Annotated in this window: 18 protein-coding genes and 3 pseudogenes; 9 read left to right on the top strand and 12 right to left on the bottom strand. The window is 61.5% G+C overall.

The features are described from left to right. Window positions 1–120: 120 nt before the first annotated feature. The 6 genes from P3T43_RS29555 to P3T43_RS29530 are packed head-to-tail and all read right to left on the bottom strand — an operon-like array spanning window position 121 to window position 6,566. The gene (locus P3T43_RS29555) at window positions 121–1,479 is read right to left on the bottom strand and encodes a hypothetical protein (RefSeq protein ID WP_429284543.1); all 1,359 of its coding nucleotides are present in this window, start codon (window positions 1,477–1,479) and stop codon (window positions 121–123) included. Beyond that, window positions 1,476–3,065 carry a vWA domain-containing protein gene (locus P3T43_RS29550; protein ID WP_429284542.1) on the bottom strand — a complete coding sequence of 530 codons (1,590 nt, stop codon included), beginning with the start codon at window positions 3,063–3,065 and terminating at the stop codon, window positions 1,476–1,478. Before P3T43_RS29550 ends, P3T43_RS29555 begins: the two co-directional genes overlap by 4 nt. After that, window positions 3,055–4,095, bottom strand: a complete 1,041-nt coding sequence (locus P3T43_RS29545) for a vWA domain-containing protein (RefSeq protein ID WP_429284541.1) — start codon at window positions 4,093–4,095, stop codon at window positions 3,055–3,057. The genes P3T43_RS29550 and P3T43_RS29545 overlap by 11 nt, the downstream gene beginning before the upstream one ends. Then, on the bottom strand, window positions 4,082–4,609 hold the full coding sequence (locus P3T43_RS29540; RefSeq protein ID WP_429284540.1) for a DUF4381 domain-containing protein: 528 nt from the start codon (window positions 4,607–4,609) through the stop codon (window positions 4,082–4,084). The genes P3T43_RS29545 and P3T43_RS29540 overlap by 14 nt, the downstream gene beginning before the upstream one ends. After that, window positions 4,606–5,562 carry a DUF58 domain-containing protein gene (locus P3T43_RS29535; protein ID WP_429284539.1) on the bottom strand — a complete coding sequence of 319 codons (957 nt, stop codon included), beginning with the start codon at window positions 5,560–5,562 and terminating at the stop codon, window positions 4,606–4,608. Before P3T43_RS29535 ends, P3T43_RS29540 begins: the two co-directional genes overlap by 4 nt. A gap of 44 nt (window positions 5,563–5,606) precedes the next feature. After that, window positions 5,607–6,566, bottom strand: coding sequence for an AAA family ATPase (locus P3T43_RS29530; protein ID WP_429284538.1), 960 nt, complete (start codon window positions 6,564–6,566; stop codon window positions 5,607–5,609). Window positions 6,567–6,975: 409 nt separating this feature from the next. Between P3T43_RS29530 and P3T43_RS29525 the strand changes: the two genes are divergently transcribed. From P3T43_RS29525 to P3T43_RS29505, 5 genes are all read left to right on the top strand, one after another. Then, window positions 6,976–8,250 (top strand): formylglycine-generating enzyme family protein, encoded by a 1,275-nt coding sequence (locus tag P3T43_RS29525; protein ID WP_429284537.1) that lies wholly within the window; start codon window positions 6,976–6,978, stop codon window positions 8,248–8,250. Window positions 8,251–8,339: 89 nt separating this feature from the next. Then, complete coding sequence (locus tag P3T43_RS29520; RefSeq protein ID WP_429284536.1) at window positions 8,340–9,404, top strand: HAD family hydrolase; 1,065 nt, start codon at window positions 8,340–8,342, stop codon at window positions 9,402–9,404. Between the two features lie 127 nt (window positions 9,405–9,531). After that, window positions 9,532–11,202 (top strand): arylsulfatase, encoded by a 1,671-nt coding sequence (locus tag P3T43_RS29515; protein ID WP_429284535.1) that lies wholly within the window; start codon window positions 9,532–9,534, stop codon window positions 11,200–11,202. Window positions 11,203–11,372: 170 nt separating this feature from the next. After that, the gene (locus P3T43_RS29510) at window positions 11,373–13,892 is read left to right on the top strand and encodes a fused MFS/spermidine synthase (protein WP_429284608.1); all 2,520 of its coding nucleotides are present in this window, start codon (window positions 11,373–11,375) and stop codon (window positions 13,890–13,892) included. A 12-nt stretch (window positions 13,893–13,904) separates the two neighbouring features. After that, entirely contained in the window at window positions 13,905–14,858 is a 954-nt protein-coding gene (locus tag P3T43_RS29505; RefSeq protein ID WP_429284534.1) for a SphA family protein, read from the top strand. Window positions 14,859–14,883: 25 nt separating this feature from the next. Here P3T43_RS29505 and P3T43_RS29500 read toward each other — a convergent pair whose 3' ends face one another. Continuing rightward, on the bottom strand, window positions 14,884–15,426 hold the full coding sequence (locus P3T43_RS29500; protein ID WP_429284533.1) for a DUF1003 domain-containing protein: 543 nt from the start codon (window positions 15,424–15,426) through the stop codon (window positions 14,884–14,886). 136 nt (window positions 15,427–15,562) lie between these two features. After that, window positions 15,563–16,051: a YybH family protein gene (locus P3T43_RS29495; protein WP_429284532.1), complete on the bottom strand. Its 489-nt coding sequence runs from the start codon at window positions 16,049–16,051 to the stop codon at window positions 15,563–15,565. Window positions 16,052–16,252: 201 nt separating this feature from the next. Between P3T43_RS29495 and hpnR the strand changes: the two genes are divergently transcribed. After that, complete coding sequence (gene hpnR / locus P3T43_RS29490; protein ID WP_429284531.1) at window positions 16,253–17,791, top strand: hopanoid C-3 methylase HpnR; 1,539 nt, start codon at window positions 16,253–16,255, stop codon at window positions 17,789–17,791. Between the two features lie 175 nt (window positions 17,792–17,966). Here hpnR and P3T43_RS29485 read toward each other — a convergent pair. Further along, window positions 17,967–18,170 (bottom strand): annotated as a pseudogene (locus P3T43_RS29485) (DUF4148 domain-containing protein); the annotation flags it as partial. 202 nt (window positions 18,171–18,372) lie between these two features. On the opposite strand from P3T43_RS29485, the gene P3T43_RS29480 reads away from it, so the two are divergent. Both P3T43_RS29480 and P3T43_RS29475 read left to right on the top strand, forming a co-directional pair. After that, a complete protein-coding gene (locus P3T43_RS29480) occupies window positions 18,373–19,419 on the top strand; it encodes a hypothetical protein (RefSeq protein WP_429284530.1) in 1,047 nt (348 codons plus the stop codon). 144 nt (window positions 19,420–19,563) lie between these two features. Further along, window positions 19,564–20,277: pseudogene (locus P3T43_RS29475) on the top strand (riboflavin synthase subunit alpha). 105 nt (window positions 20,278–20,382) lie between these two features. On the opposite strand, the pseudogene P3T43_RS29470 reads toward P3T43_RS29475, so the two are convergent. Further along, window positions 20,383–20,586 (bottom strand): annotated as a pseudogene (locus P3T43_RS29470) (GNAT family N-acetyltransferase); the annotation flags it as partial. A gap of 575 nt (window positions 20,587–21,161) precedes the next feature. Here P3T43_RS29470 and P3T43_RS29465 point away from each other — a divergent pair. Continuing rightward, entirely contained in the window at window positions 21,162–21,629 is a 468-nt protein-coding gene (locus P3T43_RS29465) for a hypothetical protein (protein WP_429284529.1), read from the top strand. 85 nt (window positions 21,630–21,714) lie between these two features. Here the strand turns inward: P3T43_RS29465 and P3T43_RS29460 are convergent, their stop codons facing one another. Both P3T43_RS29460 and P3T43_RS29455 read right to left on the bottom strand, forming a co-directional pair. Continuing rightward, a complete protein-coding gene (locus tag P3T43_RS29460) occupies window positions 21,715–22,806 on the bottom strand; it encodes a threonine aldolase family protein (protein WP_429284528.1) in 1,092 nt (363 codons plus the stop codon). Window positions 22,807–22,968: 162 nt separating this feature from the next. Then, window positions 22,969–23,784 carry an AraC family transcriptional regulator gene (locus tag P3T43_RS29455; protein ID WP_429284527.1) on the bottom strand — a complete coding sequence of 272 codons (816 nt, stop codon included), beginning with the start codon at window positions 23,782–23,784 and terminating at the stop codon, window positions 22,969–22,971. Window positions 23,785–24,127 lie beyond the last annotated feature (343 nt).

Here is a 24,127-nt window from a genome sequence, read left to right as displayed (position 1 = left end):
CGGCTTGGTTCGCTGCGTGTGAGCGCCGCGTGTGTCCGGCGCTTCGTCGTCACGTATTGTGCCCGTTATCGCGCGGTCCGACGCGATAACCATTGCGGGTGAAAGGATTGAAACCGCATTTCAATACCGGTTGAGAGGCGGTAGAAGAGGGTCTGCCTTGCGTGCTTTCCTTGCGCGTTTCACCGCTCGACGAAGCGACGTCGGTGCTGCCGTCCATTGAACCGGCGCGGTTGGCTGGTTCGAGTAATGGCCGTTTACCGCCTCTGCCAGGGCGTCAAGCTCATTGGCATTTTTTTCGTCCAGGCGCGCCAGACGGTCCAGCCGCGCCGGTTCTTCGAACTCGTGGCTTTGGTCCATCCAGCGATACAGGGCCGGAATAATATGCTGCGGCGACCCTTCGCGTGAGGCGCGCCGCAAGGCTCGCCACGCGCGAGCCGAGCCTTCTGCATAACGACGTCTGGCGGCAACCACATACCTCCGTCCCTGTCCGTAAAACGTCAATAGCCTTGGATAGGCCCAGATCAGGACCAACGCACCCGTCAGCAGCAGACCTAACCAAATCGCCTGCCCGCGCTCGATCACGATGATGTGATGGGCTGCGCCTTTGGAAAGCGCGTCGACGGGTATCGCAAAGAGCGGCTTTTCCGTAGCCGTCACCGCTGAAAGCGTGACGGCTGGCAGCACGATCGTTTCTTTTTTCTGGGTAGCCGTGTTCCACCATTCGATCGTGATGGCAGGCAAGGTGAATTTGCCACCGTGGTCCGCGACGTAGGTCACCGCGTCGGTCCGTACGCCCGCCACTAAACCGGCGCGGTCCTGCACGATATCGTGGGTTGTCGCCGCCTTCGGATAGCGCTTGAGTCCCGCCACATCGGAGAAATTGACGGGTGGAATCAGCATGGATTGCGTGCCCGCCGCGTGTTGCGTGACAGTTCGGGTGATCTGATCCCCCACCCTCACCTGCTTCGGCGACGGCTCGACCGTCTGCGTGGCAACCAGCTTCTGCGCAGGAAAAAACGTGTGCATTCCTTCCGCGCCGGCCGGCACCGTGGCGGCGAACTGGAGCAGCGGCGTCATCAGCTTCACCGGTCCGCTCGCCTGCCCCGGCTGCACCGTGACCGCAAACGGTGGAATCGCGAACGCTCCGCTGTTTTGCGGCACGATGCGATAGGCGCGGCTGACGCCAAACCAGTCCACACCGTTGATGACCTCGTGGAGATTTTCGGCCTGCTCATCCGGCAGACTGACGATCGCGCCGGGCACTGTGAAAAGCGGCCAGTCCGGCGCCTCGGTAAACCAGGTGGTGGTCAGACAGTCCACTACTAGTTTGATCTGGCTACCGGCCACAACCGGGCCGGACGGTTCGAGGTGCGCCCGGATCATCGATTGCGGTGAATTGTCGGCACTCCAGGCCCGCGTTGCCACGCACGCAAGCAGCAGCAGGATCCAGATCATCCGGAACACACGGCAGATTTTCATGGTGTGCTCGCGCTATCAGCGCCCGATTCCTGCTCGAAGCGTTGACGCAGAAATACCGCGGGCGACATGTTCAGACTGCGCATCCACACATCTTCCGAGGGCACGGGGATCAGTGTACTTTGCTGAACGCCGCCTTTTTTCTTCTGCATCTTCACGTCGTCCGATTCTTCGTCCTCCTCATCCTGTTGCGGATCCTGCTTCGGTTTGATTAAAAGCTGCCGCATCAACTGGCGATTCGCTGCCGCCTGACGCAAGCCGGGTTCGAGCGCCAGCGCATTGTCGAAGGCCTTGATCGCGCCGGTGTAATCCTCCAGATGCGCGAGTGTGTTGCCCTGATAAAAATACGCCTGTGCGGTTTTCAGGCGTGAGAACGTCTCCAACGCCCCCGCATAATCGCCCGCGAGATATTGCGCGCGTCCTTTCCACATCGGATCGTCGAAATGGCGCGCGGCCGCCTTGAAGTCACCGTGTTCGAAACTCCAGCGGCCCTGCTGGTCGTGCGTCGCAAACAGGTTCTGCCATTGCCACGAAGCCGCGTGCGCGAGATGCGGTGTACCGCCGCTCGCCAGCGCGACCAGAATGACCGGCAGCCACTTGACGGTCCACCCTCGGCGAAAGCCCCACAGTCCAAGCAGCAGCAGCGGAACGATCAGCCAGTAGCCGGCTTCTTTCCAGCGCGGCACGCGCTTCGATTCATCGGCCTCGGCGAGCCATGCGCGCGCCCGATGCTGAACCCACGCGACGTCGTCGTTGTCCGCGCGCATGCTCGCAAGTGGAATGTCGGCAGCGTCAGCCACTTTCCTGATTCCCCCAGCGTCGAAACTGCCCATCAGCGGATGGCCTTCAGGGTCCATCGCAATCATGCCGTCTGCGCCGCGGATCGGACCGCCGTTCTCCGTGCCCACCGCCAGCCAGAGAAGCTGCTGCCGCGATTGTTTAGCCTTTTGCACGAACGCGTCCGCCTGGTTTTCATCGAAGCCATCCGTCATGAACACGATCGTGCCGGCCACCGGATCGTTCGCCAGCAATCGTTCGGCGATCTCAAGCCCCGCGGTCACGTTCTTGCCGTCAGTCGGCATCAACGACGGCGACAGCGCAGGAACGAACAGTTCAAGCATGGCCGGGTCTTCGGTCGGCGGGACAACGAGGTGCGCTGCGGACGAGAACACCACCAGGCCGGTTCGCGCGCCTTTACGCGCGGCGGCCAGATCGAGCAGCTTTTGTTTGGCGCGTTCCAGACGCGTGGGCGCGACATCGGTTGCCTCCATCGAATGAGCCAGTTCGAGCACCACGACGAGCGGCGCCTGGTCCTGATTGAATGGCGGACGCTCCTGTTCCCACGTGGGACCGGCCACCGCAATCGCGCTAATCGCGATCAGCAGCGCCAGCGTGTGAATGGGCTGAAGCCGGCGCCGCGCGCTATCGCCCACGATCAGATGCTCCAGCAATTCAGGCGCGATGATGTTGCGCCAACGGCTGCGGACGTTGTTGCGGCGAAACCAGCCAACCGGCAACAGGATCGCGGGAATCAGCAGCAATAGCCACCACGGGCGCAGGAAATGGAATGCGGTGAGGTCAATTGCCATGACTCGCCTCGGCAATCTCCGCACGCTCGGGCTCCGCTTCGCGGCGTGGCGAACGAAGTATGGCAATCAGGAGTGCCAGGCAGTGATACAGCGTAAAACCCAGCAGCGCAACGCCGAGCGGAATCCAGAACAGGTCGCGCTGCGGACGGTAGATGTCGCGTTTCACCTTGTCGGGCGTGATCCTGTCGAGCGTCTGGTACACCTCCACCAGATCTTCTTCCTTGCCCATTGCGCGAAACGCACGGCCGCCCGTGATATCGGCGATGTGCTGCAGCGCTTCGAGATCGACCCGGTCCTCGCCGGTCGCCTGCGCATCGCCGATGCCGATGGTATGAATGACGAGCTTGTGCCCCTTGGCGATTTCAGCCGCCTGCTCGGGCGGAATGGCGCTTGCCGTATCGTTTCCGTCGGTCAGGAGGATCAGGACTTTCTCCGATGCCGGCGAGTTGTCCATCAGCTTCACCGTCAACCCGATCGCATCGCCAATCGCCGTGCGCGGCCCAGCCATGCCGATCTGCATCAGGTTGAGCAGCACCAGCACGCTAGCGTGGTCCAGCGTCAACGGCGCTTGCGGATAGGCCGCCTGACCGAACACCACGAGACCGATCCGGTCACCCTTGCGCTTCGCCACGAAGTCCGCCACTACGCGCTTGACCGCGGTGAGCCGGTCCATCCGCTCGCCAGTTACGGCATTCACGAAATCACGGGTGCTCATGGATTGCGACAGATCGATGGCCAACATCAGATCGCGCGCCGGCTCCTCGTGCGTGACGGGCGCTTCGACGTAGACCGGCTTTGCTGCGGCAATCACCAGCAACGTCCACAGCAGCGGCATCATCAGGCGCTGCAGCCAGTTGCTGCGCAAACGCACGCCACCCGGCGCGGGTTTCTCGCCAACCGCCTGGGCGATCTCGTGAAAAAACGGCATACGCACCGCGGATGCCGTGGTCCGATACGCGGGCACCAGCCACCACACCAGAACCGGTACGGGCAGCAGCAGAAACGCCCACGTCAAGTCAAATTTCCACATGATGGTGTGCGATCCAGTCGCGCGTGACGCTCACCAGCCTCTGCGCTTCGTGCTCGGATACCGCCGCGATCTGCTCCGCGGGTGCGTAGCTCACCAGCGATAGCAGCGCGCCGCTCCGCTCATCGAAGTGGCCGCGCGTGTCTGCGAGAAACGTTAGCCACTCCTCGCCGCCAAGCGATGCCACGCGCTCGCGGGGCACGACCGCCAGCGCGGTGCGCTTGATGAGCGGCGCGATGGCCGCCAACGCCGCCACCCGCTCCTGCGGATTCTTCAGCGCGGCTTCAATTTGTTGAAGTTGCGCGAGCGCGGCACGTCGATAGCGCTGTTTGCGGTGATGCCGCCACGCGGCCCACACGCACCCGGCCAGCGCCGCGAACAATACGGCTGCGACCGCCCACCAGCCCACGGTTTGCGGCGCCCATGAGACCGGTGCAGAAAGCGGCAGCTCCTGCAAGGGTTGCAGCACACCCGGCGTGTCGGCCGGCACGAGCATGGCGGGCGCGTCCGCTTTCATATCCCGCTGACCTGTGAGGCGCGCGCGCGCTCGCCGAACAGGCGCCGGACCTGATCGACGGTGGGCTCGTCCGTTGACAGCGCCATCAGCGGCACGCCGCTCGCGCGCAACAACTCCGCCACTTCGGCCGCGCGTCCTTTGAACAGGCTGGCGAGCGGCGCCCTGACCCGTTCGTCCTCGGTGCGCAGTTCGACCTGCAGATAGCCTTCGCTCACCACCAGGGCACGATGTTCCGGCATGCGTTGCGAAAGCGGATCGAACACCATCGCCGCGATCACGTCGTTATGGCGCGACAGTTGCCGCAGCAGTTGCTGCGAGCGCTCGCCGGCACCGGCGAAATCGCTCAGGATGCAGATCAGATAGTCGTGTCCGGCGAGATGCAATACGCCTTCCAGTGCACTATCCAGTTGTCCGTAATGAGTGCGGTGCTCGCTGTCCGCATGCAACGCTGCGTTCATTCTGGCGAGCGCGCCGAACAGGGTCTTGATGCGGCTCCGACTGCGCAAAGGCCGCACGCGCACGACCGAACTGTCATCGAAGATCACGCCGCCTACCCGGTCACCGGCGGCAAAGCCCATCCACACCGCAAGCGCGGCGGCCTCCGCGGCCACGACCGATTTGAACGCGCGAGTCGAACCGAAGAACATGCTCATGCGCTGGTCCACTACGACCAGCAGCGGACGATCGCGCTCTTCCGTGTAGGCGCGCACCTGCGGCTTGCCGAGACGCAGCGACACTTTCCAGTCCAGATGGCGGATGTCGTCGCCGGGAAGGTAGCCGCGAATCTCTTCGAAATTGAGGCCGCGCCCGCGCAGACGCGAGGCGTGATTACCGGACAGAATGCTCGACACCGGTGGCGGCGCGACGAAACTCAGGCCGCGCGCACGAAACTCGAGCTTCGCCAGATGCGCCGCGTCGACGTAGACACTGCCGATTGCCGATCCGGATGCCATCGCCATCGCACTCCTTTGCTACTACCACGATCAAACCGCCTGTTTCAGGCCGGCACGGCGACTTTTTCGATCAACCGGTCGATCACCGTGTCCGCGCCGATGTTCTCCGCGTTGGCATCGTAAGAAAGAATCAGGCGATGCCTGAGCACCGGATGAATCACCGTGCGTACATCGTCGGGCGTGACAAAACTGCGATCCTGCAGCCATGCCTGCACGCGGCTCGCCCGGTCGAGACCGATCGCCCCGCGTGGACTGGCGCCGATCTCGATCCATTTGCCGAGTTGCGGATCCAGTTCCCTCGCGTGCCGCGTGGCGTTGACCAGCGAAACGATGTATTCGTCGATCGCGGGCGCCACCGTCACCTGCCTGATCGCCTCACGCACCGCGAAAATCACATCTTGGGAAAGCGCGCTGACCGGTGCGGGGGTGTCGTTGCTTTCGCGTCTGAGAAGACGCAGCATGTCGCGCTCGCTTTCCGGCGACGGATAAGTAATCAGCACCTTGAGCAGAAATCGATCCATCTGCGCTTCCGGCAACGGATAAGTACCTTCCTGCTCGATCGGATTCTGGGTGGCCATCACCAGGAACAACGCGGGCATCGGATGCGTCTTGCCCGCTACCGACACTTGCCGCTCCTCCATCGCTTCGAGCAAGGCGGACTGCACCTTGGCCGGCGCGCGGTTGATTTCATCAGCGAGAATCAGATTGCCGAAGATCGGTCCTGGCTGAAATGTCAGCGTGCGCTCGGTGCCGGATTGCAGCAGTGTTTCGCCACCGGTGATGTCGGACGGCAGGAGATCCGGGGTGAACTGAATGCGCCGCATGGTTGCTGCGAGCCGTTGCGCGATCGCTTTGACCGTGCGCGTCTTGGCTAGCCCCGGCAAGCTCTCCAGCAATACATGCCCGTCTGCCAGCAGCGCGATGAGAATCTGGCGCACCACCGCCGCCTGCCCCACGACCGCTTCACCGACGCTCGCCTCGAACCGCAAGATAGTTTCTCGCATTGTTCTCAATCCGGTTGATCATTTCATTTCTCGAAACCGAAACACTGCGACTGGTATTTTTTACGGTAACGCACTCAACACGCTTCGTCAAAGCGTTAGCAATCCTTTTTAAAAAAACCTGAAGTTTCGGAAAAAAATTGCTAGTCTCAAGTACACGAATCGTAAGGATCCGATGGATTGAAGCGGCTTCGCGATGCCACACAACGCTCATCAGGCATAAAGAAAGCAGCACACATTTTCATCTTATAAAAACGTCGCGCTCCAGTCGAATTCCTGTTATCTGTAGTAAGCAACACGCTTTCGCATGAGGACTTTCTAACCGACCGCGTCAATCCGGTATCGCGTACCGGGACGCATGTTCGATTGGTTCTTCATATGCTTAGCTATGCTTAACGTATAGAACGCAACCATGACCAAGCGAAAACAGCCAGCTGTCCCCGCATACGAGGCGGACGCATCCCCGGCCGGGGACACGGCGCGCTTTTCGCCCCGTGCCTTGAAACCCTGGCACAGATGGCTGGTCTGGACGGTGGCTGTGGTGCTATTGCCAGCCTTTATTGGCGGCGCGGTAACCTGGGCAATCGGCACCCACAACCGCCCCGCCGCCATTCGCGTCGTCTACGGCGACGGCAAGAATGGACCACTCGGCATGGCGTGGGTCCCGGGCGGCGAATTCCTCATGGGCAGCGACTACAAGATGGCCCAGGCCAATGAACGCCCTGCCCACAAGGTGCGCGTGCACGGCTTCTGGATGGACCAGCATCACGTCACCAACGCCGAATTCCGCCAGTTCGTCGCAGCCACCGGCTATGTCACGACCGCCGAGAAAAAGCCTGACTGGGAGACGCTGAAGGTACAACTGCCGCCCGGCACACCGCAGCCGCCCGATAGCGCCATGGTGCCCGGCGCCATGGTGTTCGTCGGCACGGACCAACCCGTGTCGCTCGAAGATTATTCGCGCTGGTGGCGCTATGTGCCCGGTGCGAACTGGCGCCATCCGCAGGGCCCGGACAGCAACATCATCGGCAAGGACGATCATCCGGTGGTGCAGGTGTCCTATGAGGATGCCGAAGCCTATGCAAAGTGGGCGGGTGGCCGCTTGCCAACCGAGGCCGAGTGGGAATTCGCGGCACGCGGTGGTCTGGAGCAGGCCACCTACACGTGGGGCAACCAGTTCGCGCCGGATGGCAAACAGATGGCCAACGTCTGGCAAGGCCAGCAGCCGCAGCCCTTCCCGGTGCTTAGCGCGAAGGCCGGCGGTGCGCTCGGCACAAGCCCGGTGGGCAGTTTTCCGGCCAACGGCTATGGACTATCCGATATGACCGGCAACGCCTGGCAATGGACGGCCGACTGGTACCGCGCCGACCAGTTCAGGCGCGAGGCGGCGAATGACACGAGCGTGATCGACAATCCAGGCGGCCCCACCGCGTCGTGGGACCCAGCCGATCCGGGCGTCCCAGTCGACGCCCCCAAACGCGTGACGCGCGGCGGATCGTTCCTGTGCAACGAGGCCTACTGCCTTAGCTACCGCCCCAGCGCGCGGCGCGGCACCGATCCGTACAACAGTATGTCGCATCTCGGCTTCAGGCTGGTGATGGACGAGGACACCTGGAAAAACCATCCGGAGGTTCGACAAGCGGCGAATCGCGCGGTCGGCGACGCGGCCGCTGCTCCAGGGGGGTGAGCAGGAGCATGGCACTCCTTACCGGTTGCTGATCCAAAAGCGGCACCGGTTCTCGCGCCATCGCAGCGCGCCACGCACGAGGACATCACATGCAGCAGGCTTTTGGCCGTCGTAGCTGGTTACGTCACGCTTTGGGTTGCGTCGGCGCAGCGCTGATTGCGCTAACCCTGTGCGGCTGTGCGAGCCACGCCGGCGACACCGCGGCGGCACAGCCAGGCTCGACCGCTGCGACGGCTGCCGCACTGCCCTCCTGGCGCGATGGCGCGGCGCGCCAGGCCATCCTGACGTTCGTCGCGGATGTTACCCATGAAGGTTCACCACGCTACGTACAGCCCGCTGACCGCATCGCCGTCTTCGATAACGACGGCACCTTGTGGAGCGAGCAACCGCTGTACTTCCAGTTCATCTTCATGCTCGATCAGGTGAAGGCCGCCGCGCCGAATCATCCTGAATGGAAGAACAATCCGGCCTTCAAGGCATTGCTGGCGCACGACTACGCGGCACTCGCGAGCCAGCAGAAGCCGCTGCTGCAACTGCTGGCGCAAGCCAATAGCGGCATGACCGTCGACGCCTACGACCAGACCATCCGCGACTGGCTCGCAACCGCGCGCCACCCCCAATTCAACCGGCCTTACACCGATCTCGTGTATCAGCCACAACTCGAACTGCTGGCCTATCTGCGCGCCAATGGCTTCAAGACGTTCATCGTCTCGGGCGGCACGATCGAGTTCATGAGGCCGTGGGCAGAGAAGGCGTATGGCATTCCGCCCGAGCAGGTGATCGGCTCGAGTCAGGAAGTCAAATATGAACTGCGCGACGGTCAACCCGTTCTAGTGCGCTTGCCGAAGATCGACTTTGTCAACGACGGCCCAGGCAAGCCCGTCGGCATTTATCGCAACATCGGGCGCCGTCCGATTCTCGCCTTCGGCAATTCCGATGGCGATCTGCAGATGCTGCAGTACACGGCGGGAGGCAGCGGCGAATCGCTCGCACTGCTGGTGCACCACGACGACGCCGTGCGCGAGTTCGCTTACGACCGTCAATCGAAGATCGGCCAGCTCGACAAGGCTTGGGACGAGGCGCTTGCACGGCACTGGATCGTGGTGAGCATGAAAGACGACTGGAAAACGATTTACCCCGAAACAAAGCAGTAAGGAGTACCACGCAAGACGCGATTCACGAAAGACCGGTGGCGCGGCTCGACGTGCGCACCGCGATGCAACCCGTGACGCCAGCACAAGGCAACGGGCAGACTGGAAGCCACTCCATTGGAGCGAAACGATGAGACTGTTCCTGCGAAAAAGGTGCTACGCCGCCGGGATGTCGTTGCTGGCGATCACGGCGGTCTGTGTGTGGGGCCTCGGCTCGCCCACCGACGCGTCCGCACAGACCGCCTCGGCGCCGCCTGCGTCCCAGCCAGCCGCGAAGAATTCGTCCAAGCCGAACATTCTCGTGATCTTCGGCGACGATATCGGACAGTCGAACGTCAGCGCGTATACGCATGGCCTGATGGGCTACACGACGCCGAACATCGACCGCATCGCCAGTGAAGGGATGATGTTCACCGACTACTACGCGGAGAACAGCTGCACCGCCGGGCGCTCGTCGTTCATCACAGGCCAGTCGCCGCTCCGTACCGGGCTCTCGAAGGTCGGCGCACCTGGCGCACCGGTGGGGTTGCAAAAGGGCGACATTACGATTGCGCAGGCGCTCAAGTCGCTGGGTTATGCCACCGGCCAGTTCGGCAAGAACCACCTCGGCGACAAGAACGAATATCTGCCGACGAACCACGGCTTCGACGAGTTCTACGGCAACCTGTACCACCTGAATGCCGAAGAAGAACCCGAGCGTCCGTACTGGCCGAAGGACAAGAGCGACCCGTTCGTGAAGAACTTTTCGCCGCGCGGGGTGATTCACAGTACTGCTGACGGTAAGGTCGAGGACACTGGTCCGCTCACGACCAAACGCATGGAAACGATTGACGATGAAACCGGCCAGCACGCCGCGGACTTCATCACCAAGCAGGCCAAGGCCGGTACGCCGTTCTTCGTGTGGATGAACTTCACGCGAATGCACGTCTTTACCCACGTGCGACCGGAATACAGAGGCAAGAGCGGCATGGCGGGCAACGAATACGCTGACGGCATGTGGGAACACGACCAGGACGTCGGCAAGCTGCTGAAACTGCTCGATGACCTGAAGATCTCCAGCAACACCATCGTCATCTACACCACGGACAACGGGCCCAACATGTTCAGTTGGCCCGACGCCGCGATGACCCCCTTCCGCAGCGAGAAGGACTCCAATTGGGAGGGTGCGTTCCGGGTGCCGGCCATGGTGCGCTGGCCGGGTCACATCAAGCCGGGCTCGGTTTCCAACCAGATGATCTCGGGACTCGACTGGTTCCCGACCCTGCTCGATGCAGCCGGCGACACCGGAGTGAAGGACAGGCTGCTCAAGGGCTGGGCGCCCAAAGCGGGCGCGACCAACTTCAAGGTGCACCTCGACGGTTACGACCAGTTGCCGTTCCTGACCGGCAAAACCACGAAGGACCCTCGCACCGAGTTCTATTACTTCGACGACGACGGCGAGCTGGTAGCGATGCGCTGGGATCAGGACGGTATGGCGTGGAAAGCGGTGTTCTGCGAGCAGCGAGCGCCGGGGAACCTCAACATCTGGGAGGATCCGCTCGTGTGTCTGCGCCTGCCGAAAATTTTCAATCTGCGCATGGACCCTTATGAGCGAGCGGATATTACGTCCGATCAGTACAACGACTGGCTCGTCAAGAATGCGTATCTGACCGGTATCGCGACGATGAAAGCGTCGGTCTTCCTGCAGACGTTCGTCGCCTATCCGCCGAGTCAGCGGCCAGCGAGCTTTAGCGTAGACGGCGTACGCAAACAGGTCGACAAGAAGATCGACGAGTCGTTCAGGAAGCGCGGGCTCGAATAGGCCACCCGTCGGCCGCGCCCGTCGCCGCTTCGTGCGGCGGCGGGCGCGGAGTCTACCCGCTGGATCTTCGATCACTACCCATGACCGATACCGTCGCGCCTCATGCCAAAACCTCGCGCCGTGAGCGGCGCGAACAGGAACGCACTTTGCGCCGCACTGCACCGCGCGAGATGGCGCAGACGGAGCAATCGGCGACACCTACGCTCGCTATCGTATGGCCCGCGCTGCTGCTATTTGCGTCGGGTGCGGCTGCGCTGATCTATCAGGTGTTATGGATCAAGCAACTCTCGCTCGTGGTGGGCGTGGAAGTCCAGGCAGTGACGATCGGCGTCAGTGCGTTTTTTGCGGGCCTCGCCGTGGGTGGCTGGTTTTTTGGCAGGCGGGCTGATCGCAGTGCACGTCCATTGCGGTTGTATGCCGGTCTGGAAGCCGCCACCTTGATATGGGGGCTAGCCTGCACCTATGGTCTGTCGCGTGCGGCGGCGCCGTTCGCTGCGTTGCAGGAGCAGGTTGGCGTGCTCGCGTGGGCATTGCCTTCCGTGCTGGTCGGTTTGCCCGCCACGCTGATGGGCGGCACGCTGCCCGTTCTCATGCGAGCCCTGGCGCCACAGACGAAGCATGTGGGTCGCGCAGGCGCGCGCCTCTATGCGGCCAACACAGCCGGTGCGATCGCAGGCACCCTGGCCACTTCCTTTCTTCTGATTCCGACGCTCGGAATACAAGGCAGCGCCTGCGCCGCCGCCCTGTTGAACGCGGCAGCCGCGCTGCTGGCGTTTATCCTCACCTGCGGCGCTCGTAGCCGCTCGGTTCCGCTTGCAGCGGCAGCGAGTGTTGCCACGCTGCCTGCCGCCGCGCCAGCGCACCGCGCCCGGCTGGCGCTCGCCATCTACGCCATCGCCGGTGGAATTGCATTGGGCTACGAAGTAGTCTGGTCACAAACGATCGTGCAATTCATCAGCACCCGCAGCTTCGCCTTTTCGGTGGTGCTGGCCACCTATCTACTCGGCCTGGCACTCGGCAGCGCGCTGGTCTCGCGGCGGGTCGAGCGGGTACGCGATCCATGGGGCGTATTCGCGTTGCTGATCGCTGCCGCAGGGCTCGTAGCTTTGCTGGAGATCGCGCTTCTCGGAAGCTGGCTCCCTCAATGGCAGTCCCAGGCATCGCATGCATTACTTGATGCGACCGGCAACCTGCTTGCCGCCATGTGCGCCCGCTTCGCAGTGGCCAGTCTGTGTATCGTCTTCGTGCCGACGCTGCTGTTAGGTGCGGCATTTCCATTCGCACTGCGCCTGAGCGTCACTAGCGAACACCTGGGACGCGATGTGGGAGCAGTCGTCGCGTTGAATACGGCCGGCGGCATTGCCGGAACCCTGATTGCCGGGTTCGCGCTGGTGCCCGGACTCGGCCTCGTTCATACGCTCGCCGCGCTCGCCCTTGCAGCCAGCGCGCTCGGGCTCCTTGCCGTGCTACGCGGCCAGTCCGTGCTGCGCTTCGCCAAATGGGGGGTGCCCGTACTGGCGACTGTCTCCGTGATTGCCGCAATCCTCACACCCGCCGACCGGCTCGCTACGCTGCTGGCCCAGGCGCACGGCGGCACGCTTGGCTTTTACGAGGAAAGCGCGGGTGGCACCGTTGCGGTTGTCGAACAGTCCTCAGGCGAAAACCACTTCAACCGCCTCTATATCCAGGGCGTGTCGAACTCCGGCGACGCCATGACCTCGCTGCGCTACATGCGCCTGCAGACGCTGCTGCCACTGCTGATTCACCGCGACCCACCGCGTTCGGCGCTCGTGATCGGTCTCGGAACCGGCATCACCAGCGGCGCATTGTCGATCTGGCCTGGACTTCAACGGCGCGTCGTCGCTGAATTGCTACCTGCGGTCGTGCGTGCCTCGCCGCAGTTCCATGGAAACTATGGCGTGAGCACCGATCCGCGCATGGAAATCCGCGTGCGCGACGGCCGTCACGAACTGCTTCGCAGTACCGAGCGCTACGATCTGATCACGCTGGAGCCGCCACCGCCTTCGGCAGCCGGCATCGTCAATCTGTATTCGTCCGACTTCTACCGTCTCGCGGCATCGCGGCTGGAGTCAGGCGGACTGGTCGCTCAATGGCTACCGCTCGCCACACAGAACGAAGAGGACACGCGCTCGCTGATCAAGAGTTTCGTGCAGACGTTCCCTTACGCGACGCTGTGGACCACCGAGCTTCACGAGATGATGCTAGTCGGTTCGATGCAACCGATCGAGCTCGACGTACGACGCATCCGCGCGCGCTTCGAACCGCCGGAAGTCGCCAGAGCGTTGCGTGAGGTCGGTATCGCATCGCCTGCCGCTTTGCTGGCGACCTGGATCACCGACCGCGCCGGTCTGGAGTATTACGCCGCGGACGCGCCGCCCGTGACGGATGACCAACCTCGTATCGAATACGCGAACTGGGTCCGTGACGACGCGTTCCCTGGTGTGCTGAGCCGATTGTTGGCACTCCGCAGCGAGCCGCCTCTAACGGGCGCGGACCACGACTTCCTCGCCGCCATGCAAACCTCGCGTCTCACGCTGCATACCTTCTATGGCGCCGCGCTCGATGCGTACCGAGGCGACCGCGACGCATGGCAGAACGATATTGGCCACGTCATGCAGATCGATGCAGATAACCCTTACTACAGATGGTTTGTCGGAACCGCCGGCTAAAGGACGAGAACCATGCTCAAGCGAATCTGCAGCACCTATGCGCTCGTCCTGATGCTGGGAATGCCGCTTGTCGCACATGGCACCGAAGGCGCGCTCGGCCGTCCTATCTCCGGCACCGGCGTGACGCCAGACGCAGGCATCGTTCCGCCCGAACCCGAGTGGTTCGTGAATCTGGCCGAGATCTACTTCGATGGTTCGATCAGCGGGAGCCGTTCGGTGCCGATCGGCGGCAAGACAACATTAGGGCTCGACGCGCAGGTGTCGTTCACGCTGGCTACGGTGCTGAAGGTATGGAACACGGGACCCGGTCCATGGAATTTTGCGTCGAGTTTCACGCTGCCCTATGCATGGACCAGCGCGAGCGCGGCGCTCGGGATTGGCAACCATACCGCGGGTATCTCACAGGATGCCTCAGGTCTGTTCGATATTGCCTTCACGCCGATCATCGCCGGGTACCACATTTCGCCGACCGATCACGTGTCCTTCAGCGTCAATATCTGGGCCCCGACTGGCAAGTACGATCCGAACAACATTGCCAACGTCAGCTTGAACAACTGGACTTTCATCCCGACGGTCGCGTACACCAAGCTCATACCGGCCCTTGGCATGGAATTCGACACGACTGCGGGCGTCGAGTTCTATACCCGCAACTCCGCTACCAATTATCAGAACGCGCCGGTGTTCACGCTCGACGTCATGGCGCTCAAACGCTTCGGCGGCGGTCTTGGGGCCGGTCTGATCGTGGGTACGGTTCAACAGTTGGGCAACGACAGCGGACCGACCGCGGACAAACTCAATGGCTTTCGGGGTTACGACTGGGGCATCGGTCCGATCGTGACGTATGACACGAAACTCTCCGGCAAGACGCCCCTCAGCGCCTCACTGCGCTGGGTCCCGACGGTGGGCAGCAAGAACCGGCTGTCGAGCACCAGCACCTTCATGGCTACCGCGACGATCGGCTTCTGACACCAGGGCGGCGCGCGATCCGCGCTCAACTCGCCGACAGGACCTTGGCGTGCATTTCCAGGGTCAGCGCTTCGATTCTCGCGCTCAGTTGCCGCGTGATCTCCGTGAGTTCAGTGTTCTGCTGCAACAGTGAGGCCATCTGCGCGGTGTGCTCGGCCATATGCAGTTGCCGCTCTTCGGCGGCCTTGGCGATGTCCTCGCGATGACGTGCGTCCGCGTCGGCAAGGGCTTTGTCGCGATCGGCCTGGCGCGTTTGCGCCAGCAGGATCAACGGCGCCGCGTACGCAGCCTGCAAACTGAAGGCCAGATTCAACAGAATGAACGGGTAGACGTCGAATTTCGTGAAACCCGCCACGTTGACGATGATCCAGATCCCGACCACCAGCGTCTGCCCGATGAGAAACGTCGGTGTACCAAAGAAGCGCGCAAAAGCTTCGGCTTTGAGCGCGAACCAGCCATCTCCGAACGTCGAGGTCGCGTGATTGTAGGGAAGGTGGAACCGCAAATGAGGCCAGCGCTCCTGGCTGGACGGTGAGTTGTCGGCTTTGGCTTGATCGAATGGCGTCATGGCAATGGACTCGCTCCGGATGATGACTTCCAAATTTACACGAGCGATATGGCATGCGCATGCGCACATTCTTTCCGAATGCTTACGACCCAATGCTGGTGGCGTTTCCGGAGAGAACGCGCATGAGGTTTTGCGACTATTCGCGCTTGAAAATCACCTTCGCCGTCTCGGCCTCTAGTGGTGCTGAGGTGTGCTCATGAACGATCTTCCATGCGTTACCGCGTTGCCTGAGTACCGCAGTCAGCCGATTATCCAGCGAGCGCAGATCCACGCCGTCCGCGGTAACGGCTTTGTAGGTCACGAAGGTATGAACCACGGCAAGATCCTGCGTGACGATTACCTCAGGATGGCTGAACTCCACGACCACACGCTCGGTGTCCAGCGAGCGGAACCAGCGCTCCGCCATCGCCCGCCAGGCCGCGATGCCGGCATACGACCATGCGCCCCACATGTCGAAGACGCGCACGTCCTCGTCATACAGTGCGATGAACAAATCGATGTCTTTCGCGAAAACCGCAGCTTTGTAGTCGTCCAGAACCTGCAAGATCGGATTGCCGGGTGTATCCATAGTGTTTCTCCTGAATCGGATTGCAATGGCGGCCGGGCTCCAGCGAAAACGGCGCATTGGAGGCTCGTGACCGGTTGGACTTCACTCCTACGACGATTGACGTCTTGCAGGATCGACACAGGATACGCAGCAATGCGCTGCGCGCAAAGGTCTGAACATTGCGCTTTGGGGTCGGTGCGCGCAAGCCGCGACCATGGGCAGTACAATCGCCAGGAGCCGCCCGTCCAGGACGCGCCCGGTCTGCCGCAAGGAGAACTCATGAAAGTGCTCGCCGTGCATCCCAGTGGCTTGATGTACACCCGTGTCTTCCTGCGACTCGAACCACTCGGCCTGGAGACGGTGGCGGCCGTGCTCCGCGACGCTGGGCATGATGTCAGACTCATCGACCTGCAAGTCGAATCGCATCGTGACCTGCAGCGGCTGATTCGCAAATGGCGGCCGGATGCCGTCTGCTTTTCCGGCAACTATCTCGCCAACATTCCCGAGATCATTGATCTGTCGAAAGCCATCAAGGCGCAATGGCCCGCTTGCTTCGTGTTCGTGGGCGGACACAGCGCGTCATTCACGGCAGCCGACATGCTCAAACACGCCGACGGCGCGATCGATTGCGTGCTGAAAGGCGAAGGTGAGGCGAAAGTCACCGAGCTGCTCGACGGCGTTGCGCGCCGTGCCGATCTCCTCTCGATACCGGGCGTCGTGACCCGCAGCGGCGAAGGACCGATGCCAGGTTTCACGGAAAACCTCGATCAGGTTCGCCCCGCGCGCGATTTGCTACGGCATCGGCGCAAATACTTCATTGGCGTACTGGATCCGTGTGCGTCCATTGAATTCGCGCGCGGCTGTCCCTGGGATTGCACCTTCTGCAGCGCCTGGACATTTTACGGACGCAGCTATCGCTCACGCAGCCCCGAGGTGATCGGCGACGAACTGGCGTCGATTCGCGAGCCAGGCGTGTTCATTGTCGACGATGTCGCCTTCGTGCATGCCGATCACGGCATGGCGATCGGCCGCGAAATCGAGCGTCGCGGCCTACGTAAAAAGTATTATCTCGAGACACGCGGCGACGTGCTGTTGCGCAACAAGGAGGTCTTTGAATACTGGCGCAAACTGGGCCTCCAATACATGTTTATCGGCATGGAAGCGATCGACGCGGAAGGGCTCAAGGCGTTTCGCAAGCGCGTCAATCTCGACAAGAACTTCGAAGCGCTCGCGTTCGCGCGCTCGCTCGGCATCACGGTTGCGATCAATCTGATCGCCGATCCTGACTGGGACCACGATCGCTTCGAAGCGATCCGCCAATGGTGTCTGGAGATTCCCGAAATCGTCAACATCAGCGTGAATACGCCTTATCCAGGAACGGAAATCTGGCTGCGCGAGCAACGCCAGCTGACGAGCCTCGACTACCGCCTCTATGACATTCAGCACGCCGTATTGCCGACGAAGTTGCCTCTGCCCGAGTTCTATCGCGAACTGGTGCGCACGCAGCAGGTACTGAACCGCAAGCACCTCGGCTGGAGCGCATTGCGCGGCGCAGCGAGCGAAGCGGCCCGGCTGGTGATGCGCGGACAGACCAACTTCGTGCGGATGCTGTGGCGCTTCAATTCGGTGTTCAATCCGAACCTGCAACTGGGCGACCACGCGCGCGAGGTCCGCTACGCCATGACGCCGCCTGCTACTCCGTCTGAAAGTGCCAGCGTCAAGGTGCTCTATGTGCACGGACCGGCGGGCCGCAAGGGCCGCAAACTGGATGACGCGACAGAAAGCTTCGTCGACGAAACGCGCATGGGTGCGGACTGAGGTCTTAAGCGCTCGTAGACGATTTCAGCAACCGTGGATACGGCCCGCGTGGCGTAGTGCGCGTTGCCTGACGAATCGCGTTTGTCTCAGGGCCAGTACTGCGCCGCCGGAAATGTGCTGCGGCGCAGATAGCCTACGTAGCCCTAACTGTTTCCTTCAGCTAGTTGGACGCGTGCGCCGCAAGCCGCATCAGGGCGGCCTGAATGTCGTCCGGGTAATGCACGTCCTCGCCACGAGCGGGGTCATATCCGACCTGTTCCAGTGCCGACAGCTCGGCCTGAACCTGGGCGCGGGTGACGGGTTCATTCGACTGGGCGAACGACACGACCGGCGCGGCAAAGACCGCGACCGCAGCGACCGCGTAAATGAGCGACTTCATACTGGCTACCTCCTTTTTGCTTGTTCTTGCACTGTTTGCAAGTCCCGCAGTCTTGTCGCCGTCTATGACAGTTTAGGTGAGGGGCACCGCTGCATTTGCGCCCATTCGGCAATCAGTTATTTACCCGTTGCAGGCACGCGTGTTGCGTCGACTACCCGTACCGCGGCGAGATTGCCGCACCACCATTCCGGAGGGCACAATCATGAGACAAACCGTGATAGGCGTGTTCGAGCACTACGCCGACGCACGCTCGGCACAACGAACCTTGGGCGAGGCGGGCGTGGCCCAGGCCGATATCGCCGTCTACTCGATGTCAGCCGACGCACCCGTTGAAAAAGGACCACGTGTCTATGCGCCAGACAGCGGTGACGTGCGCCATCACAACCCCGTCTTCGATCAGCTCGAGCAGTTGTTCGCACGGCTCTTCAAGAGTGGCCAGTATCCGGCGGAAACCGAGGATTACCGGGAATTGATCCGCCGTGGCGGGACGATCGTCAGCGCCGATGTTTCCGCGACCCAGGTCGATCTGGCTCGCGATCTGATGCGGCGCTCGGGCGCAACCGACATCGAGGAGCGCGCCAAAGTATGGCGAAATGGTTCTGTGGAGAGGGTTACGTCAGGGCAGACGATGCATCAGGGAAGCTCGACGACCCGCGATTACTCCGGGCTGTATTCAAGCCACTACGAGCCGGCTTCTACGCAACGAGGTGAGCCGATCACGCACGGCGAACAGGCCGGACGGGCTGCAGGCACGGCAGGTTTGTCGAGGACAACGGAATATGTCGACGATCCGCGCGACATGGCGCCGGTTGCGACTGCACCGACGGCATCCACCCGTGAGACGCCCGCCGTCCGCGGAACAGTGACGCAAGGCACCGCCGCCTCTTCAGCCATGCCGAATACGGTTGGCGGGATGCAGCAGGTCACGACGCGTCCGGAGGCGAGCGCCAGGACAGGACCCGTGGGCGATCCCATGATGAGCATCCCGCTAGACGATGCGCCCTACGACGACGAGTTTCGCGATGACTATGACACCCACTACGCAAGCACGGGTGCGTCATACGACGAATATCAGCGGGCCTACTCGCATGGAGCCACCCTCGGACAGGACGAGCGGTATCGTGGACAGGACTGGCAACGGGTCGAAGCGAATGCTCGCGAGAATTGGGAGTCGCGCTATCCGGATAGTGGGTGGGAACGGTTCAAGGCCGCCGTGCGGCACGGTTGGGACCGGGTCACGGGAGGTTGATGGAGTGGTTTGCACAGAGGTGATGTTTTCAGGCTCATTCTCCGCGGCCGGAAGCGCCGTTTAAGCATTCGGCCAACCCGCAAAAACACCAGATAGGGAGACACGTCAAGTATCATTGCTCCATGAATTTGCGGAGGAAGCCGGATGTTTACGGGGATTGTGCAGGGTGTCGGCGTCATCAAAGCCGTCACGGATCATGGGGAACTCAGAGCATTCAGCATCGAGTTCCCCGAACGGTTTACTGACGGGATCGAAATCGGCGCCAGTGTTTCGGTCGATGGCGTCTGCCTCACGGTGACAGCCATCCTGTCTCCTGTGCTGGTTGATTTCGACGTCATGCTGCAGAGTCTGAGAATCACCACCTTGGCAGATTTGGAGGCGGGCGCAAGAGTCAACGTCGAGCGGGCAGCCAAAGACGGGGCAGAAATTGGTGGACATCCACTGTCTGGTCACGTCGACTTCACCGGTACGATCATTCACATTGCTTCGTCCGAATACAACCGGATGGTTCGCATTGGGGTACCTGCCGATTTCCGTAGATACGTCTTCCCGAAGGGCTACATAGCCATTAACGGCTGTAGCCTTACCGTTTCGGATATCAATCGGGATGAAGGCTGGTTTGAAATCTGGCTGATTCCCGAGACGCGGCGCGCAACCACCTTCGACGCAAAAGGCGTCAACGACAGCGTCAACATCTAGATCGAGCGCAGCACTCAGGTTGTCGTGGATACGATTCGGGAATCGGTTAAGGAGACATTAGGAGAGCTGAGTGGGGCCATCACGAAGTTACTGGCAGACAAGGGCATTGATATCGAGGAACTGCTGGCTAAAGGTGTCCCGCGGCTACCGGAGAAATGACGAAGGTATGGGCGCGAGTTTGCGAAGGCGGAGCGGATGGTTGTTGTCGCGTCGCGCATTATCTTCGACTGATCGCCTGTGGCCCAACAGGCCGTGACAGGTGCTCTAGTCGTCTAACTCAATGCGATATCGAAGAGACTCGGCGAATCCATAGGCGGCGGTCTTCTTGAAGCGTTCGATCAAGATGCCATTACACGCAGCGATAACCTTCTGCGAGGCCAGGTTCTCGGGATCAACCGTGAGCTCGACGTAGGACAAACCTTGGCGCTTCGATTCGCCCAACATCAAATTGAGCGCCTGCCTGGCGTAGCCGTTGCCTCTCTTTCACGGCACGACTGAAAAGCCGATATGTCCGAGTACGTACGGCGACAATTCGGCTGTGCCAGCCTGCCAACGAAATCCGATTGCCCCGCTAAACTCGCCGTCCCAGATCCACCGGACGACACTGGGCAGGCGAGCGACGGTCGAGCCATCGGCTAGGGCCGAAACGTAGCTCGGCAGCAACGCGGACGTAGGTCTCAACAGTCCAATTGCGTGCATTGTTTTGCGTGCATTGTTTTGAGTGCATTAAAGGTAGTGTGAACTTCAACGCCCATGCCGATGGGCCCGTTGCACCGCGATGGTCCACGTGACACATCGCAGCGCTTGAGGGATTTCCGATCACTCCGGCAACTTCCCGCACGCCCCATAGATACGGGCTGCCATCGAGCCTCCCAAAGCTCAAATCCACTCAACAAACCAACGTTGACCGACAGGAAACAAACCCCAGCACTGATTCCTTGACGAAAACTGAAGCGTACCCCATTTTCATTGACTCTGATTTAGCGTAGCGGCATTATCTATATGCTTACAAATAAGCCCGCTCCCGCACAAAAGGATTTTCGATGACTGCACTCGTCTACAGCGCTTCCGGTACAGCAAATTTCCAGAACTGGTTGGCTACCAACCCGGCTCCCACGGCGCAGGCCTCGGTCCCCGCTGCAAACTCCTCTGCCAACGGAAATAGCAACGGCACCACCACATCGTTCCAGTCCCTGCTCGGCCAATTGACCGGCTACGTCAACGAAACGCCTGCGCAACGGATGCAAAACTCGATCCTGGCGCAGCTTGGGATCACCCCCCAGCAGTTGCAAAGCATGTCGCCGCAAGAGCGCCAGCAAGTGGAAGCGAAGATACAGCAACTGATGAAGACGGAGATGCAGGCTCAGCAGCAGCAGCAACAGCAACAACAGCAGCAGGTACAGGCTCAAATGCAGCAGCAGGTACAGACCCAAACGCAGCAGCAGGCATCGCAATCGGCAACGCATTCGTCGTCCAGACACGCCATCCCGATGATCAACCTCTTCGCCTGACATTTCACCTGCAAGATTCGGCGCAAGGTTCGGAGCTTTGAGTCTTTGCTCCGCTTGCGCCGCCTGCCACGCTGCATCGAAGCGGCTATCGGTTGCCCGCGTGATTGGTGTGAACAGCGCGCGTCACATGCGCCAGCAGGTTATCGACATCCCCAGCCGTGGTAGAAAAAGAAGTTACGAAGCGGACAACGTTCGGCTCCCAACGATCGTGATAGAACCCGAAGCCTGCCTGAAGCAGCGCCTGAATGACTTCGGCAGGCAAGCGACAAAACACGATGTTGGCCTCAGTCGCGCCGAGCACCTCAACGCCGCTCAATCCGGCGAGTCCGCGCGTCAGACGTTGCGCGGCGTCGTTGGCCTGGCGCGCATTGCGCAACCATAGATCGTCGGCGAGGTACGCGTCGATCTGCGCCGCAAGAAAGCGCATCTTCGAGAACAGATGGCCCGCCCGCTTGCGGCGGTAGCCCATTTCGGGTGCAAGGGAGGGATCGAACAGCACGATCGCTTCCGCTGCGAACGCGCCATTCTTGGTCGCCCCCAACGACAACGCGTCCACCCCAGCCTTCCATGTCATCTCGGCAGGCGAGCAGCCGAGCGACACCAATGCATTGGCGAATCGTGAGCCGTCCATATGAAGTTTGATGGACGATGTCTTGCACACCTCCGCCAACGCCTCGATCTCGTTCAGTGAGTAGACGCTGCCCTCTTCCGTCGCCTGCGTGATGCTCACGCACGAAGGCTGCGTCGAATGGACATCGCCCACCTTCACACGGGCCGCGCTTAGCAGCGCTGCCGGGTCGATCTTCGCAGACGCGCCATCCACGGTGACCAGCTTCGCGCCATTCGAGTAGAACACGGGGGCGCCGCACTCGTCGTTGTTGATATGGCTCGCAGGATGGCAATAGATGTTGCCCCAGGGCGGCGTCATCGCGCTCAGGCACAGGGCGTTGGCAGCGGTGCCGGTGGGCACCAGAAACACGTCGACTTCGCGCTCGAAGATTTCACCCAGCTTGCGTTCGACGCGAGCCGTCAGTTCATCGCCTCCATATGGGCCGGCCTGCCCGGTGCTGGCCGCAGCCAGGGCCGCGATTATCTCGGGAGATGCGCCCGCGATGTTGTCGCTCGTGAAACCCATAGCCGGCGCCGTGCCACCGTATGCCCGATCACTACTGTCCATTGTCCTGTCCTCAACTCGACGGGCGGAGAACTTCCCCCCGAATTGGCGCATCGTACGTAGAGTGAGGCCGCGCGACTTGTAAAATATTGATCGGCGATCAAGCTAAGAGGCGGGAACGCCCTGAAACCGGCGCTCCGCAGCCATCGGCCCGGTTACCCGGATTCACGCCTTGTAGCACGACGGAGCGACGCCGTACGCTTGCCGGAAGGCGCGATTGAAGTGGCTTTGATCGTAAAAACCAACTTCCTGGGCGACGGTTGCAATCGCCTGCGAGCTTCGCGACAAAAGCGCACAAGCCCGTTCGAGACGAAGACGGAGCACCCACGCGTGGGGCGTCATGCCGACGGTCTGCTTGAATTGCTTGAGGAACTGGAACCTGCCGAGCCCGCATAACCCCGCCAGTTCGTCGAGCGTGATCTTGTCGCCGAGATGACTGAAGCAATAGTCCCGGACGCGCTCCCATTGAAGCCGCGAAAGTGCGCCTTGAACCCGTTCAGGCACGACAGCGCGCGACTGCTTCAACAGGCATTCCAGCAAAGTCAGCCATTCCGTCTGCACCTCGAGGCTGCCCGCGCCATTGCTCCGCAGCATCGCGTCGTGCAGGCGCAGAAGATGGCCAGCGAGCAACGGGTCTTCAAGCAAGGCGCCGCCGAATTCCGGCTCGCGGTGCTGGCCGCTCATCTCCTCGGCCACACGGGCGAGGAGTTCCTGCGACAGGCGGAATGTCTTGAGCGTGGATTGACTGCCGTCCGCCGTGACCCCATCGTGAATCTCGCCTGGCGGCATCAGCACGATGGACCCGGGCCCGTGCAGTACGGTCTTTCCGTTGACTCGCTGGCGCTGCACGCCATCCGTCACCAGCCCGACGTGCAGATCGAGGTGGAAATGGCGCTCGAAACCGAAATCCGCGAAGCGCGCGGTACTCAGCACGAGGCCGGGTATCTCGGACACTTGCTGGAACTGGACGGATTCAGACATTGAACAGGGAGCGATGATGCGGGATTGGCGGACGTCGGAAAAGTATAGCGCTGCCGGTCCGGGCGCGAGCTAACCGAGGACGCGATGCAATTCGCCGCCGCGCAACGGGTGCCCGCATAGAAGGACACCTAAGGTAACGCCGCAAGCGCCTCCCCTTTCGAGAACTTTCCCCAAGTCGGGTTGAGTCGATGTATCCTCCCCACTTCGCTCAAACATAGCCAGATGTAACCCGGTGTTCCCACCCGCAAACCGCCTCCATCTCAAGCGTGCGCCTGCTCCGCAAGGACAGGCGGATCGGCATGTAGAAGGCCGAACCATTCGTCTAGGCAGGATTCCTGATCGA

Origin of the sequence: Paraburkholderia sp. GAS41, from assembly GCF_050436545.1 — a bacterium.
GTDB lineage: Bacteria > Pseudomonadota > Gammaproteobacteria > Burkholderiales > Burkholderiaceae > Paraburkholderia.
This window is presented reverse-complemented; position numbering and strand designations above follow the sequence as displayed.